General features: G+C 68.6%; 14 protein-coding genes. 11 read left to right on the top strand and 3 right to left on the bottom strand.

Annotated features, from left to right (window positions below; translation table 11 throughout):
- Window positions 1-56 precede the first annotated feature (56 nt).
- Both INT51_RS12975 and INT51_RS12970 read right to left on the bottom strand, forming a co-directional pair.
- Entirely contained in the window at window positions 57-1190 is a 1134-nt protein-coding gene (locus INT51_RS12975; RefSeq protein ID WP_193105733.1) for a DUF4185 domain-containing protein, read from the bottom strand.
- Window positions 1191-1454: 264 nt separating this feature from the next.
- Window positions 1455-1925 (bottom strand): MarR family winged helix-turn-helix transcriptional regulator, encoded by a 471-nt coding sequence (locus INT51_RS12970; protein ID WP_193105732.1) that lies wholly within the window; start codon window positions 1923-1925, stop codon window positions 1455-1457.
- Window positions 1926-2020: 95 nt separating this feature from the next.
- Here INT51_RS12970 and INT51_RS12965 point away from each other — a divergent pair, with 95 nt between their 5' ends.
- On the top strand, window positions 2021-3025 hold the full coding sequence (locus INT51_RS12965; RefSeq protein ID WP_193105731.1) for an ATP-binding cassette domain-containing protein: 1005 nt from the start codon (window positions 2021-2023) through the stop codon (window positions 3023-3025).
- Window positions 3022-3837 carry an ABC transporter permease gene (locus tag INT51_RS12960; RefSeq protein WP_304502189.1) on the top strand — a complete coding sequence of 272 codons (816 nt, stop codon included), beginning with the start codon at window positions 3022-3024 and terminating at the stop codon, window positions 3835-3837. Before INT51_RS12965 ends, INT51_RS12960 begins: the two co-directional genes overlap by 4 nt.
- A 56-nt stretch (window positions 3838-3893) precedes the next feature.
- Here INT51_RS12960 and INT51_RS12955 read toward each other — a convergent pair whose 3' ends face one another.
- Window positions 3894-5168, bottom strand: coding sequence for an MFS transporter (locus tag INT51_RS12955; RefSeq protein WP_226832345.1), 1275 nt, complete (start codon window positions 5166-5168; stop codon window positions 3894-3896).
- A 169-nt stretch (window positions 5169-5337) separates the two neighbouring features.
- On the opposite strand from INT51_RS12955, the gene INT51_RS12950 reads away from it, so the two are divergent.
- The 9 genes from INT51_RS12950 to INT51_RS12910 all read left to right on the top strand — a co-directional run bounded on the left by INT51_RS12950 (window position 5338) and on the right by INT51_RS12910 (window position 13583).
- Window positions 5338-5913: a helix-turn-helix domain-containing protein gene (locus INT51_RS12950; RefSeq protein WP_226832343.1), complete on the top strand. Its 576-nt coding sequence runs from the start codon at window positions 5338-5340 to the stop codon at window positions 5911-5913.
- Window positions 5914-6030: 117 nt separating this feature from the next.
- On the top strand, window positions 6031-6891 hold the full coding sequence (locus INT51_RS12945) for a family 43 glycosylhydrolase (RefSeq protein WP_193105730.1): 861 nt from the start codon (window positions 6031-6033) through the stop codon (window positions 6889-6891).
- Entirely contained in the window at window positions 6888-7973 is a 1086-nt protein-coding gene (locus INT51_RS12940) for a mandelate racemase/muconate lactonizing enzyme family protein (RefSeq protein WP_193105729.1), read from the top strand. Before INT51_RS12945 ends, INT51_RS12940 begins: the two co-directional genes overlap by 4 nt.
- 32 nt (window positions 7974-8005) lie before the next feature.
- Window positions 8006-8413 (top strand): GNAT family N-acetyltransferase, encoded by a 408-nt coding sequence (locus tag INT51_RS12935; protein WP_193105728.1) that lies wholly within the window; start codon window positions 8006-8008, stop codon window positions 8411-8413.
- A gap of 66 nt (window positions 8414-8479) precedes the next feature.
- Window positions 8480-9406, top strand: coding sequence for a phosphotransferase (locus INT51_RS12930; RefSeq protein ID WP_193105727.1), 927 nt, complete (start codon window positions 8480-8482; stop codon window positions 9404-9406).
- A 319-nt stretch (window positions 9407-9725) separates the two neighbouring features.
- Entirely contained in the window at window positions 9726-11060 is a 1335-nt protein-coding gene (locus tag INT51_RS12925) for an extracellular solute-binding protein (RefSeq protein ID WP_304502188.1), read from the top strand.
- Complete coding sequence (locus INT51_RS12920) at window positions 11057-11995, top strand: carbohydrate ABC transporter permease (RefSeq protein ID WP_193105725.1); 939 nt, start codon at window positions 11057-11059, stop codon at window positions 11993-11995. The genes INT51_RS12925 and INT51_RS12920 overlap by 4 nt, the downstream gene beginning before the upstream one ends.
- Window positions 11992-12816: a carbohydrate ABC transporter permease gene (locus tag INT51_RS12915; protein WP_193105724.1), complete on the top strand. Its 825-nt coding sequence runs from the start codon at window positions 11992-11994 to the stop codon at window positions 12814-12816. Before INT51_RS12920 ends, INT51_RS12915 begins: the two co-directional genes overlap by 4 nt.
- The gene (locus tag INT51_RS12910; RefSeq protein WP_193105723.1) at window positions 12813-13583 is read left to right on the top strand and encodes a hypothetical protein; all 771 of its coding nucleotides are present in this window, start codon (window positions 12813-12815) and stop codon (window positions 13581-13583) included. Before INT51_RS12915 ends, INT51_RS12910 begins: the two co-directional genes overlap by 4 nt.
- Window positions 13584-13658 lie beyond the last annotated feature (75 nt).

Below are 13658 nucleotides of genomic sequence, written 5' to 3'. Positions count from 1 at the left end.
GACACTGTAGAGAGCTGTGGCGGCCGGCGCGAGGGATGCCGCCGGCGCGCGCGGGGTCAGTCCGCGCACTCCCGCCGCAGCGGGTCCTCGATGCGGAACTGCTCGACGTGGTACGGCCAGTCCGGTCCGGTGTGCCACTGCGAGCACACCAGGTGCATCACTTCGAGGGTCGAGCCGGGCACGATGTAGGGCCCGTACAGCTGGGCGACCACGTCGTGCTCCTCGGCGCCCCAGTCGCCGCCGTGCAGCAGGGTGGTCGCGGAGGCCTTCGCGAGGGCGGTGGGGGAGTCGGCGGCGAGGACGTCGACCCGGTAGTTGCCGGCGTCGAAGTAGGTCAGCACCCACTGGTCCTCGACGATCCGCAGGCACATCTCGCCGATCTCGCCCTCGAGGATCGTCAGGGGCTCACCGCCCCACGCGTCGGCCCCGCTGCACGTCTCATAGGCCGCCGGATCCAGGATCTGGTCGGCCAGGACCCGCGAGAGGATCACGCCCTTGTCCCGTTGGAATCCCGTGGTCAGCAGGTACACGTAGCCGTCCTCGGGGTGGGTGAACCAGGTGCACTGCTGCATGAGCCCGCCGGCATGGTCGCCGGGGAACATCTGGGCGGCGCGCTCCCAGGTCTCGCCGGAGTCCGTGGAGGTCCAGATCTCGGTGCCGGCGACGGTCCCGAAGCCGTGGTTGACCATCATCCACAGGTACATCGTCTCGCCCACGGTCAGCAGATCCCCGGGCAGGATCGTGGAGACCGGGGCGTCATCGTGCGCGTACGGCACGAGCTGCTCGGCGGTCTCGCCGCCGACGGCGCTGGTCCAGGCGATACCGTCGTCCAGCGGGCGATCGGGGTCGGCGAAGAGACCGACGGGGGAGCGCCAGAATCCGCCGCCGACGACCGCGTCCTCGAAGGTGTCGCCGAAGATGAACAAGATCCTCCCGTCGGGCGTCACGGCGGGAGAGCCGAGGTCGGTCGCCTCCATGCGGAAGCGGGTGGTCACGCCCGGGCCGGTGATCGCGGCCATCCGCTCGACGCGGGGACAGACGTCGTCGGGGACGGGGCCGACGTCCGGGCCGGTGGCCGCGGCCGTCGTGGGCGCCGCGGCGCTGTCGTCGGATCCGCAGCCGGTCGTCGTGGCCAGTGCGCTGACGCCGGCCAGGGCGGCCGAGCCGCGCAGGAAGGTGGAACGGGTCATCACGGGGGACCTCCTCAAGGTCCTCGGTACCCCCGCACTCTGTGGCGGGGCCGCGACCGGCAGATGGCGTTCTCGCCGCCGCGCCGTCGCGCACGGGTCGCCTTCCACCCTACGGATCCCGCACCCCGTGGGCAATCGTTTACTCGCCAGGTGGCCCTGGAAGCCTCGACCAGTACGCCGATCGTTGTCGATCGAGAGGAGTGGAGTGCGAGCAGGCGGAGCGGAACGGCGGCAAGCCAAACACCTTGTCGCCGCGGGACAGTGTCAGTGCGGCCCTGACGCCGCCCTGCCCTTGAGTGCTGTCAGCATGTCGAACAGAGCGGTCTGCGCGTCGACGTCGAGAGGTGTCAGCAGAGTCTGGGCCAGGTCGTGCTGAGCTCGGTGCAATTGCGAGATGCGCGTTCTGCTGGCCTCGGTGAGCCGAAGCAGCGTCGCGCGACGGTCTGCGGGGTCCGGTGCACGCGCCAGCAGGCCCTGGTTCTCCAGGGCGTCGACCATGCTCGTGATCGATCGCGCACTCACGCCCAGGGTGATGGCAAGTTCCCCCATCCGCGCCGGCTCCGCTTCGCTCACGGCGACGAGCAGCCGAGCGCGCGCCTCGGAGAGGCCGACCGACTCCCCGAGCAGGCGGTCGGATTGCAGGCACAGCAGGCGCGAGGTGTCGAAGAGCAGTGCGATCAGGTCTCGCGCGATGGGTGGTTCGGGGTCTTGACGCGGCGATTCTGGTCCGGGCATACTTGCCGAAGTACTGAAGTGGTTCACTATTTCACTCCTCACAATGAGTGTGTTCGGTATGCCGGCAGTCTACGCCCGGCGAGAGGACGACAACGATGTCCCGGAAAGCAGCAGCACTGGTCGTCGACGACCTCCACAAGAGCTATGGCGACGTCGACGCGATCCGCGGTTTGAGCTTCACCATCCCTCGTGGCACGGTCCTCGGCCTGCTGGGATCCAACGGTGCTGGCAAGACGACCACGGTCCGGGTTGTCTCGACGCTGCTGCCCTTCGACCGGGGCACGGTGGAAGTGCTCGGAAGGGACGTGGTGCACGAGGCGCGCGCGGTGCGCGCGGAGATCGGCCTCACCGGCCAGTACGCGGCACTGGACGAGCATCTGACCGCGCACGAGAACCTCGAGATGATCGGGAGGCTTCATCGGCTCCGTGCCGGTGATGCTCGGCGGCGAGCCATTGACCTGTTGGAGAACTTCGACCTGATCGGCGTTGCGGAACGACAGGTCAAGACGTATTCCGGCGGTATGCGTCGGCGTCTCGACCTGGCGGCGAGCCTCATCGTCGAGCCCGCGCTCCTGATTCTCGACGAGCCGACCACGGGGCTGGATCCCGCCAGCAGACGAATGGTCCGGAAACTGGTCCGTGACCTGGTGGCCGCGGGTACATCCGTACTTCTGACGACCCAGTATCTCGACGAGGCCGATGAGCTGTCCGACGACATCGTGGTGATGGAGCACGGAGCCGTGCTCGCTCACGGCACCCCCGAGATGCTGAAGAAGCAGGTCGGGGGAACGCGGATCGAAGCTCACCTGACTGGCGATCACCCTGTCGCGGCCGCGCGCGAAGTGCTCGCGCGCGAAGTGCTGGAGAGGTTCGGGACGGGACCCGCCCGCCTCTCTGCGGATCGGCGCGTCGTCACGGTGCCTGCCACCAAGGAGCCTCGGCTGCTGGCACGGGTGGTCCGCACCCTCGATGACCTCGGGATCGCGATCGACGACGTGCGCCTCCGCGAGCCCACCCTCGACGACGTGTTCCTCACTCTCACAAGCGCCCAGCCAACCGGGGCCAGCGCCGACTCACGGGCGGGAAGGGGCCCGCTGTGAGCGTCTCGATCGATCCCGCGCCGGCCCGCATTCTCCGGCGCAGCCGTCTGCACTGGATGGTCGCCGACACCTGGGTGCTGACCCAGCGCAGTCTCCGGCACATCCCGCGGGTGCCCGAGCAGCTGATCTTCGCCACGATCAACCCGGTCATCTTCGTGCTGCTTTTCCGCTTCGTGTTCGGTGGCGCGATCGAGACCCCCGGGATGGCCTACGAAGATTTCCTGATGGCCGGAGTTCTCGTGCAGACCGTCGCCTTCGGTGCCGTCAACTCGGGAGTCGGGCTCGCCGAGGACATGGAGCGCGGGCTGATCGACCGGTTCCGCTCGCTGCCGATGTCGACCTCGGCGGTCCTCTCCGGGCGCATTCTGGCCGATGTCACGCGGAACTCCCTCATCATTGTTGTCGGCATCCTGATCGGGTTCGTGGTCGGTTTCAGGCCGACGGCCGGGCCGGCGGGCTGGATCGCCGCGATAGCGCTGCTGCTCCTGGTCAGCCTCGCCATCTCATGGGTCTCCTCAACAGTGGGGCTGCTGGTCCGCTCCGCTGAGGCGACCCAGTCGGCGAACTACCTGTGGCTCTTGCCCGTGACGTTCGCCAGCAGTGCGTTCGTCCCCACCGAGTCGATGCCGTCCGGACTGCGGGCATTCGCCGACCACCAACCGGTCACCGTGGTCGTCGACGCGGTGCGTGCCTATCTCATGGATGAGCCACCCGGCTGGCAGGGCTGGGGAGCCTTCGCCTGGTGCCTTCTCATCATCGCCGTGTGTGCACCGATAGCGGTGAGGAGGTTCCGATTCCGTGCGTCCCGGTGACGACCGTCGGTCATCGAGTCGCCGTGTTCGGGGGGTTGCTGATCGGCGACGGATACTCAGCCGATGGGCAGGGTTTCGTCAGTGTGCGGTGCCTGCGGGTCGCGGCTTGCGGTCCTGTCCGCCTCGGCCACTCCGGCGGCGCGGCAGCGCTGAGCGTGCCTCCAGGCCGCAGTGAACACGCTGCCGGTCACGAGGAGCACCACCGTCATCACGGATATGACCACCGTGAAGGTCGCCTGCAGCGACGCCAGGGAGATGAGTGCGCTGGAGGTGATGACGCCCAGTGCGCTGGACGTGCGCAGAAGGGCGAACACTTCGGCGCGATGCTCGGCATCGACCAGGCGATCGAGGATCAGCGAGTAATAGGTCGCCAGCGGCGCGAGTACGGATCCCACCAGCAGCGCGCCCACCAGGGTCGCGGCCACCGAGTGGCCGAGGCCCACCGAGGCGACGCCGAGTGCGGTGACGGCGAGCCAGGCCAGCACGGTGCGCCGGCGCGGCACCCGGTTGCGCACGCTCACCCAGATCCCGCCGCTGATCGAGGTCACGCACAGTGCGACCGGGAAGACGACACCCCAGGCGGCGGGCAGGCCGAAGGAGACCGCCATGGACACGGCGCCGATCTCGATCGCCGCGATCGAGGCTGCGCTCGCGCCTCCGCACACCAGCCACAGCACGATGATCGGGGTCAGGCGGAGGCGGCTGCGGCGCTGTTCGGGACCCGGAGCGGTCGCGGTCGGGATGCGGGGGATCAGGAGCATGGGTCCCATGCCCAGGAGCACCATCGCCCAGGCGGCTGCCTGGGGGGAGATGCTTCCCAGGGCCGCGGCGAGCACCGGCGCGGCCACGAAGGTGACCTCGTTCAGGGTGGCCGCGACGCCGAGGGCGCGCGGGAGCCGGGCCGTCGGCACCAGGTGGTTGAGCACGGCGCGCAGGTGCCCGTAGGCGGCGCCGTTGACCAGGCCGGCGAGGGCGGCGCCGGCGACGACGAGTGCGAAGGGGGCGCCGAGGCCGGCGAGCACGGCGATGGCGACCAGGGCGAGGGTGCGCAGGCCGATGAGCACACGCAGGAACGGGATGGGGGAGAAGCGCCTGCCGAAGCGGGTTATCGGCACCGCGCCGATGACCTGCGCGATCGTCATCGCCAGCATCATGGCGGCGCCGCTGGCGGGGTCTCCGGTCAGCGGCAGCGCGATGAGCGCGAAGGCGATCGGGGCGGCGGCCTGCGGCACGGCGAAGGAGCCGTAGGAGGCGAACCAGCGCAGCAGAGGGCCCTCGATGCGGCGGCCCCTGGCGGGCTGCGGGCGGGTCACGGTGGTGTGGCCGGTCATGAGCGGGGACCTCCTTCGTGCATGGGGTGGGACGCGGGCGGCTCGAGGTGCCGCCGGCCGCACTGAGCAACATAGTGCGCAGTCACGTGGATGCGCAATATAGTTCTCATCACCCCGTTACGCTTCTCGCAGCAGCCCTCACCCCGCGAGCGACTCGAGGAGACCCGATATGACCGGTGGAATGCGCCCCGCGGTCGTCGCCCAGCTCGGCGATCGCATCCGCTCCGCCCGCCAGGAGCGGGACCTCAGCGTCGGCGCCCTCGCGGATCTCAGCGATGTCAGCCGCCGCATGCTCACCCAGATCGAGCTCGGCCAGGCCAATCCCAGCGTCTCCCTCCTGGACCGCATCGCCGCCGGCCTCGGCACCACCTTCGCCGCACTCATGGGCGTCGGTGCCGATGCCCCGCCGGACGGGGTCGAGGTGTGGTCCACCGACGCCGGCAGCTGGTCCGTGCTGCTGGACGCGATCGACACCGAGGGTCTGTCGGTGGAGACCTGGAAGTGGAAGCTCGTCGGCCCGGACGAGAAGCCCAACGGCTCCGGCGTGCCGTCCCCGGGGGTCATGATCCACGTCATCGAGGGGGCGCTCGAGATCGCGATCGGGCAGGACGTGCAGATCATCGAGGCCGGCGGCTCCGGACGGGTGGTCACCGACCAGGAGTACGTCTATCGCGCCCGCGATGCCCAGAGCGTCGTGTTCACCTCGGTCGCCCTCCAGTCCCGGGGGAGCTCGCCGACGTCCTGAGCGGTGGCCGTTTACCTCGACGACCTCCGGCGCTAGGCTCGGCAGGGACGAGTAATCGTTCCCTGAGACGCGGCCCCGACCCCGCCCCTGTGTCGGACCAGCTCGATGAGGAGCCCCGTGACCGCTGCCCCCGTGACCCTGATCCCCGGTGCCAAGCGCCGCCTGCTCGACGCGTCCCCGTCGGCCGAGGAGCCCTGGTACCTCAACGACCACACGCTGATCCGCGCGGCCGACGGCACCTGGCACCTCTTCGGGATCTGGCACCCCGAGCCCGCTGACCCGCTGCACGAGGACCTGTTCCTCCATGCCACCGCGGCGAACCTCACCGGGGCGCCGTGGACGATCCACGACCCCGTGCTGCACGCCCGGAAGGACATCGGTGAGATCCACGTGTGGGCGCCGCACGTGATCCACCACGACGGCCGCTACTGGATGTTCTACTGCGGCGGCCGCGAGGACCACGCCGACTACCGGATCGAACTCGCCACCAGCACCGACCTGTTCACCTGGGAGCACCACCACGGCGGCTCGCTCTTCGCCGACGGGTACGACGCCCGCGACCCGATGGTCCTCCACGACGGCTCTGGCTGGCTGCTGTACTACACCCGCAACTCGACGCCCACCGGCGGCTTCCACGAGGTCGGCGTGCGCACCAGCGAGGACCTGGTGACCTGGTCCCAGCCCTCCGTCGCCTACCGCTCCGCCGTCTCGGGGACGGTCGGCGGGCCGACGGAATCCCCCTTCGTGATGCGCGCGGGCCAGGGCTGGCTGCTGTTCGTCTGCGAATCCACCCAGTACGACCGCACCCTCGTCTACTATTCGACCGATCCGCTGCGTTTCGAGGACGCCGATGCCCTGGACGTGGACCTCGACGAGCACTGCGCCGAGATCGTCGAGGACGGTGACCAGCTCTGGATCACCGGTGGCGGCTGGGACCGCGGCGGGCTCACCATCCGACCCCTGGAGGTCTCCGCATGAACGCTCTGTCCGGACAGCGCATCACAGAGGTCCGCGCCACCCCGATCCGCAGCCGTTACCCCCGAACGATCGGTCGCAACGCGCGACTGGGTGCCCACGGCGACGGACCATCCGCCCGGGCCCTGACCGTGCGCACCGATGCCGGTCACGAGGGCTGGGGCATGTACGAGGGGCCCGACCGGGAACTCGACGGCGTCGTCGGTCGGCCGCTGGAGGAGGTCTTCGACCCGGCGGTCGGGGTGATCGACCCGCTCGCGCTCCCGCTCGATGTCGCCCTGCACGATCTCGCCGCGAAGATCCTCGAAGTCCCTGTGCACCAGATGCTCGGCGGCCACGGTGACGCCCCGGTCGCCTGCTACTCAGGGGCGATCTACTTCGATGACCTCGATCCCGACGCAGCTCCGCGCGGCATCGACGGCGTGCTCGCCTCCTGCGCCGCGGACTGGGCCACCGGTTACCGGGCCTTCAAGCTCAAGATCGGGCGCGGCAGCATGTGGATGCCCTCGGAGGTCGGCTTCGCGCGGGACCTCGAGGTCATCCGCGCCGTGCGCGAGGCCTATCCCGAGGCCCGTGTGCTCGTGGACATGAACGACGGATACGACCCCGAGCGGACCGTGCGCTTCCTCGAGGAGATCCGGGACTGCGATCTCTACTGGATCGAGGAGCCCTTCGCCGAGCACGCCGACGGTCTGCGCCTCGTGCGCGAGCATCTCGACCGCACCGGCTCGCAGGTGCTGGTGGCCGACGGGGAGTTCGACCCCGACGTCGAGAAGGTGCTCGACCTCGCCCGGGAGGGCCTCCTGGATGTGCTGCTGATGGACGTGCTGTCCTTCGGGCTGACCGCCTGGCGCCGCGTCATGCCGACGGTTCGCGAGATCGGCGTGGTCGCATCCCCCCACGCCTGGGGCCACCCGGTGAAGACGCTGTACGCCGCCCAGCTCGCCGCGGGCCTGGGCAGCGTGCCCGTCGTCGAGGCGGTGCCCGGTACGACCGACGGCGTCGATGCCACCGCGTACTCACTGAGCGAAGGCCGGATCATCCTGCCGGATGCCCCGGGCTTCGGCCTCGAGCTGACGGGATGACGCCCGGGGCCCCGTCCGGCACACTGTCCGGCATGGAACCGTGGGAACCGTCGAGCTTCGCCTGGCGCGCCGACGTCACCGACTGGGAGGTGTCCTCCCTGCACGCCGCCGCTTTCCGTCATGACCAGGAGCTCGAGCCCTGGGCGGCGCGCCTGCACCAGCACTCTCTCGGATGGGTCACCGCCCGCCGCGGCGACTCGCTGGTCGGCTTCTGCAACGTCGTGACCGACGGCGGTCGGCACGCCTTCCTGGTCGACACCGCCGTCCATCCGGACCATCAGGGCTCCGGCGTCGGGCGCGAGCTGGTCCACCGGGCGGTCCAGGAGTGCCGTGCGAGCCCGGCCCAGTGGCTCCACGTCGACTTCGAGGCCGACGTGGGCCCCTTCTATCTGGCCGACGGGCTCTTCCGGCCCACCGCGGCGGGCATCGTGAAACTCTGAACCGGCCGCCGGACCCATTCCCGTATTCCCCGTGCGGCCGAGCGCCGGCCATGCCAGGATCGTCGCATGACGCATCGCCTGACCTGGGACGACTTTCCGATACCGCTTCGGGGGCGCCTCGAGAGCCTCCTCGGGGAACCCGTGACGCGCACCCATTCCTGCCGGGGCGGGTTCTCCCCGAGCAGCGCCGAGATCCTCAGCGGTGCCTCCGGCCGCAGTCTCTTCGTGAAAGCCGTCCGGGACCAGGACAACCCGGGATCGATGGAGCTGAACCGCCGGGAGGCGACCGCGCTCGCCCTCATCCCCAGCTCCGCCCCCGTCCCGCCGCTGGTGGACGCCTTCGAGGTCGAGGACTGGTACGTGCTGGTCACTGGCGCAGCGCCCGGCGGCCTGCCCACCGAGCCGTGGACCTCCGAGCACCTCGATCACGTCCTGGCGGCGCTGAACGACCTCCAGGCCGCGGCCACGCCCTGTCCCGTGCCCGGACTGCGGAGCGTCCCGGAGACCCTGGGGCCCGACCTGCTCGGCTTCGACCGCGTGGCAGAGAACCCACCCGGCGACCTGGACCCGTGGTTCGCCGAGCGGCTCGAGGATCTGCGCGCCGCGGCGAGGCGGGGTATCGATCATCTCGACGGGGACACCCTGTGTCACTCCGACGTGCGCTCGGACAACCTCGTGCTGACCCCGCAGGGCGCCGTCAGCATCGTCGACTGGGCGCATGCCTCGCGTGGCAGCCGCACGTCCGATGCCCTCCAGCTGCTCTCCTCCGTCGAGGACGCCGACGGCACGCTGCGCGTGAACGACCGGATCGATGCCCTGCTCGACGCCCACGGCCTCCCGAGAGCGGTGGGCACCGACGTCCTGTCCGGAATCCTCGGCTTCTTCGTCGACGCCGCCCGATGGCCGCACAACCCGCATCTGCCCTTCCTCCAGGCGCACCGCCTCCGGTCACGGGATTCCCTGTTCCCCCTGGTCCGGGAGCGGTGGGCCTGACACGCCCTCCTTCAGCCCGGCCATCTTGATGGTCGCGAGGATCTGCCGCTGACAGGTCAGGTGCAGCTCGATGGCCGGAAGAGCGACGCGAGCCGAACCCGCCATCACGTCACGGTGATCAGCGCCGCGGCGTCCTGCGTCAGCGATGGCCCAACCAGTGAGGGGCCGTCATGCACGTGACCTCAGGGAGCGGTTGTGCAACAATGAGTAAACGATTACGCGCGGGGTCTTCGCTGCCGCGCGACGGAGATCGAGCATGGCGGCACGTCGCTGATGACGCTGCGAGGCCACGATGCCGACCGTGAACGAAGGAGTTCCCGTGGACCAGAAGCACAGAACCATCGCTCCCGCCCTTGACCGGCGGTCCCTCCTCAGAAGCGGCGCATACGCCGCACTCGCGGTACCCGCGCTCGGCGCCCTGGCGTCCTGCGGTGACGGCGGCGGTGGCGGAGAGGCCGGCGACGGCACAGGCGAGCTGAAGCTGCTCTACATGGGTGATGCCACCCAGCAGGAGACTTTCCAGACGCTGTTCGACTCGTTCCAGGAATCCCATCCGGACATCACGGTGAACGCGAGCGGGATCGCCTCCGGCGACTGGGCGACCTTCGGCAATACCGTCGCCACCCGCATCGCAGGTGGTGAACGAGCGGACATCATCTCCGTCGCGACCGAGGGGCAACGCCTCATGTCGTCCAAGGGGCTGTTCGAGCCGCTCGATGATCTGATCGAGCGCGATCACGACGAGACCCAGGACTTCTACGACAACATCTCCCCGAGATTGGGGGAGTGGCTGGACACCTACGGCTCCCCGGACGGAAGCACCTACTTCGTTCCGGGCGGCTACAACACGGTGGTCATGTACCTGAACCGACAGGTCTTCGAGGACGCAGGGGTGCAGATCCCGGATACCGACTGGACCTGGGATGAATTCCGGACCGTGGCAGAGACGATCAAGGAGGAGACGGGCGCCTTCATCACCACCGCGGGTGCGGGTTTCCCGTTCGGGCAGATCCTGCCCTGGCTCTTCTCCAACGGCGCGAGCACGCTCAGCGAGGACTGGGCCACCGCGACGTTCAACAGCCCGGAGGCGATCGAGGCGGCCGAGTTCGTCAAGGGTCTCGTCGACGATGAGCTCGTTCCCCAGCCAGGCGGCGAGTTCGATGGTGCGACGCAGTATCAGCGAGGCTCCTTGGCGTCGCTCACCGGCGGCCGCTACACCTTGCCCGATGTCCGCCGTCTGGAGATGGTCGAGCAGACAAAGATCGTGAACTTCCCGCACAAAGCGGGGCCGGGGACGCCGATCGGGTGGGACGGGTGGTCGATCTTCCAGGCCTCCCCGAACAAGGAAGCGGCCTGGACGTTCCTGAAGTGGTTGATGACCATCGAGGCCTCCGAGTACTACGCGGAACAGGGAGGCACCAATGTTCCTGTGCGTGAGGACGTCGCCTCGAGCGAAGCATTCCTGGGCAACGCGCCCGAAGGGACCGAGCTGATCGCTACTGCGATCGAGTTCGCCACTCCCGTGCCCAGTCCCGACCAGCAAGCGCAGGTCGATGTCGAGGTCAACAAGGGCTGGGAAGCCGCCATCCTGGGCAATCAGCCGGTCGAGGAGGCACTGAACGCCGCGAACGAGGCCATGCAAGGACTGTTGTGAGCGCGCAGACCATCGCGACGAGTCAGAGCAGGTCGAAGGGACCGCGCTCGACCTCGACTCGCCGCAGGGACACCCTCGCAGGCTTTCTCTTCCTCGGCCCTGCCGTGCTGCTCTTCCTGACCTTCGTGCTCGGGCCGTTCATCGTCGGTATCGGGCTCAGTCTGTTCCGGTGGGACATGCTCACCCCGCCGGAGTTCATCGGGCTCGGAAACCTGGTTGCGCTGGCGTCGGATCCCAGCTTCTACAGCGCGCTGCGCAACACTTTCGTCTTCTCGCTGGCGTCGATGATCACGCACCTCGTGGCTGGATTCGCACTGGCTGTCGGGGTGAATGCTCTGCGCAGCACCGTGGCGTCGTACTTCGTGCGAACCTCGCTGTTCTTCCCCTTCGTGATCTCCTGGGCGGCCGTGGCGCTGCTGTGGAAGTACGTCCTGGATCCGACGTTCGGCATGGGGACGTACTACCTGGAGCTCCTCGGGATCTCTCCTCCGAACTGGTTCACGGACCCGACCTGGGCGCTGCCCGCCATCATCGGTATCGATTGGTGGCATACCGTCGGATTCACCTTCGTGATCATGCTCGCCGGTCTCCAGACGGTCCCGGGTCAGCTGCACGAGGCCGCTCGGATCGACGGGGCCAATGCCTGGCAGCGGATGTGGCACGTGACGATCCCGATGATGTCCCCGACCATCTTCTTCGCCAGCGTCATCACCTTCATCGGCGCCTTCCAGATCTTCGATCCGATCCAGATCATCACGCCTAGCGGCGGCCCGGACGAATCGACTCTCTCGATCGTCATGTACCTGTATCAGCAGGGCTTCCAGGCATTCCAGGCGGGCTACGCCTCAGCCGTCGCTCTGGTGGTCTTCGTGATCATGGCACTGGTGACCGCGCTGCAATTCTGGGTCTCGCGGAAGTGGGTGCACAACCAATGAGTTCTTCGCGCCTGGGGCGGTGGATCCTCACCGTCGTGCTCGTGGTCTTCGGAGTCGTCATGCTGGCCCCGCTCGTGTGGTTGATCAGCGAGAGCTTCACCGAGGAGACGTCGGCCTTCTACCTTCCGCCCTCGTGGATTCCGCGAGACTTCTCCGCCGCGAACTTCTCCGCGATGGCTGAACTGATCCCGTTCGGTCGCATGGCGATGAACAGCATCATCGTCTCCGTGGTGGCGACCTTCGGCGCGCTCCTGGTGAGCGTGATGGCGGCCTATGCCTTCTCCCGGCTCCGCTTCGCGTTCCGGGACAGGATCTTCGCGCTGATGCTCGCCGCACTCATGGTGCCGATGCAGATGACCATCATCCCGGTGTTCTTCCTGATGAGGAACCTGAATCTGGTGGACACCCTCGGGTCGCTCATCCTTCCGGCGCTCATCAACGTGTTCGCGATCTTCTTCTTCCGGCAATACTTCAACTCGATCCCTCGCGAACTCGACGAGGCCGCGACCCTGGACGGCGCCGGGCACGGGTGGATCCTGTTCCGGATGCTGGTCCCGCTGTCCAGCCCGGCGATCGCTGCCATGACGATCCTCAGCTTCGAAGCGACCTGGAACAACTATTTCGGGCCGCTGATCTTCATCCGGACCGAGGAACGGATGACGCTGCCGCTGGGGCTGGTGACCCTGCAGGCGGGCCAGAGCGGGTCGAGTGTGGTCGTCTTCGCGGCCATCACGGCTGTGGTCGTTCCTGCCCTGGTCGTCTTCCTGCTCTTCCAGAGGGCGTTCATCGCGAGTGTTGCGACCGCCGGAGTCCGAGGATGAGCGTATCGGTGATGGACGAGCATCTCCCCGAGACCGAGCTCGTGGCACGCCAGCAGCGCCTCCTCCTGCGTCGGGTCTGGGGCTCGTTGTGGAGACACCTGCCCGCCCTCGCGGTCAGCGGCGCCGTGACGGCGGTAGCCGGAGTGGTGGGCCTGCGAGTTGCCGGCGATGTGTGGGCGATGAGTCCACTGGTGATCGCACTCTTCGTGGGGCCCACGCTGATGCCGCTCCTCGCGGTGGTCCAGGGGGCGCTCGTGGACGATGACACCGAACTTCGTCGCTACCTGCGGGACCTGCCACGGTTCGCGGTGCGCAGCACCGGATACGCTCTGGTTCCGGGCCTGTGCCTGTCCGCCGTGCTGGCCGGCGTCGCGATGTACCGCGCGACGGGCAGCACGCTGGCTCTCGCGTCACTGGCATTCGGGACAGCTGGATCCGTGCTCGCCGTCGTCGCTCTGACCGCCGTGCTCCCCGCCTCGGTGGCCCGCCCCGGCCTGCGGGGAACCCGCCTGTGGGCCACGGCTTTTCATCTGCTCGGGCGCTGGCCGATCAGGTTCCTGGCTCCCCTCATGGTGTCGGCCTGCGCGCTGTGGGCGATGACCACGGTCGCCAGCACACTGGTCCTGTTGGTGCCCGTGCCGATCGCACTGATGTCCGGCGCCGCCTATTGGTGCTGCGCGATCGACCTCGGAGCCCGGGACGTTCTGCGCTCGCAGCCTGCGGAGACGACGCCCCCGACCCGGGGATCCCGGCCAGCGCGTCCGTAACGTACTGCGCTGCGCTGCGCGGCGCTGTCTGGGCTGGACCGCATCGATGTCCAGCGGCCGGCGCAGCACGGGCCG

Origin of the sequence: Brachybacterium sp. FME24 (assembly GCF_014897705.1) — a bacterium.
Taxonomy (GTDB): Bacteria; Actinomycetota; Actinomycetes; order Actinomycetales; family Dermabacteraceae; genus Brachybacterium.
Note: the sequence above shows the minus strand (reverse complement) of the source record. Positions and strands in the feature narration are given on the sequence as shown.

Excerpts from the sequence above, each read along its gene's own strand:
- INT51_RS12965 (WP_193105731.1), top strand. The coding sequence starts at position 2,021 with ATGTCCCGGAAAGCAGCAGCACTGGTCGTCGACGACCTCCACAAGAGC.
- INT51_RS12955 (WP_226832345.1), bottom strand. The coding sequence starts at position 5,168 with ATGACCGGCCACACCACCGTGACCCGCCCGCAGCCCGCCAGGGGCCGC.
- INT51_RS12970 (WP_193105732.1), bottom strand. The coding sequence starts at position 1,925 with ATGCCCGGACCAGAATCGCCGCGTCAAGACCCCGAACCACCCATCGCG.
- INT51_RS12915 (WP_193105724.1), top strand. The coding sequence starts at position 11,992 with ATGAGTTCTTCGCGCCTGGGGCGGTGGATCCTCACCGTCGTGCTCGTG.
- INT51_RS12975 (WP_193105733.1), bottom strand. The coding sequence starts at position 1,190 with ATGACCCGTTCCACCTTCCTGCGCGGCTCGGCCGCCCTGGCCGGCGTC.
- INT51_RS12935 (WP_193105728.1), top strand. The coding sequence starts at position 8,006 with ATGGAACCGTGGGAACCGTCGAGCTTCGCCTGGCGCGCCGACGTCACC.
- INT51_RS12930 (WP_193105727.1), top strand. The coding sequence starts at position 8,480 with ATGACGCATCGCCTGACCTGGGACGACTTTCCGATACCGCTTCGGGGG.
- INT51_RS12910 (WP_193105723.1), top strand. The coding sequence starts at position 12,813 with ATGAGCGTATCGGTGATGGACGAGCATCTCCCCGAGACCGAGCTCGTG.
- INT51_RS12940 (WP_193105729.1), top strand. The coding sequence starts at position 6,888 with ATGAACGCTCTGTCCGGACAGCGCATCACAGAGGTCCGCGCCACCCCG.
- INT51_RS12950 (WP_226832343.1), top strand. The coding sequence starts at position 5,338 with ATGACCGGTGGAATGCGCCCCGCGGTCGTCGCCCAGCTCGGCGATCGC.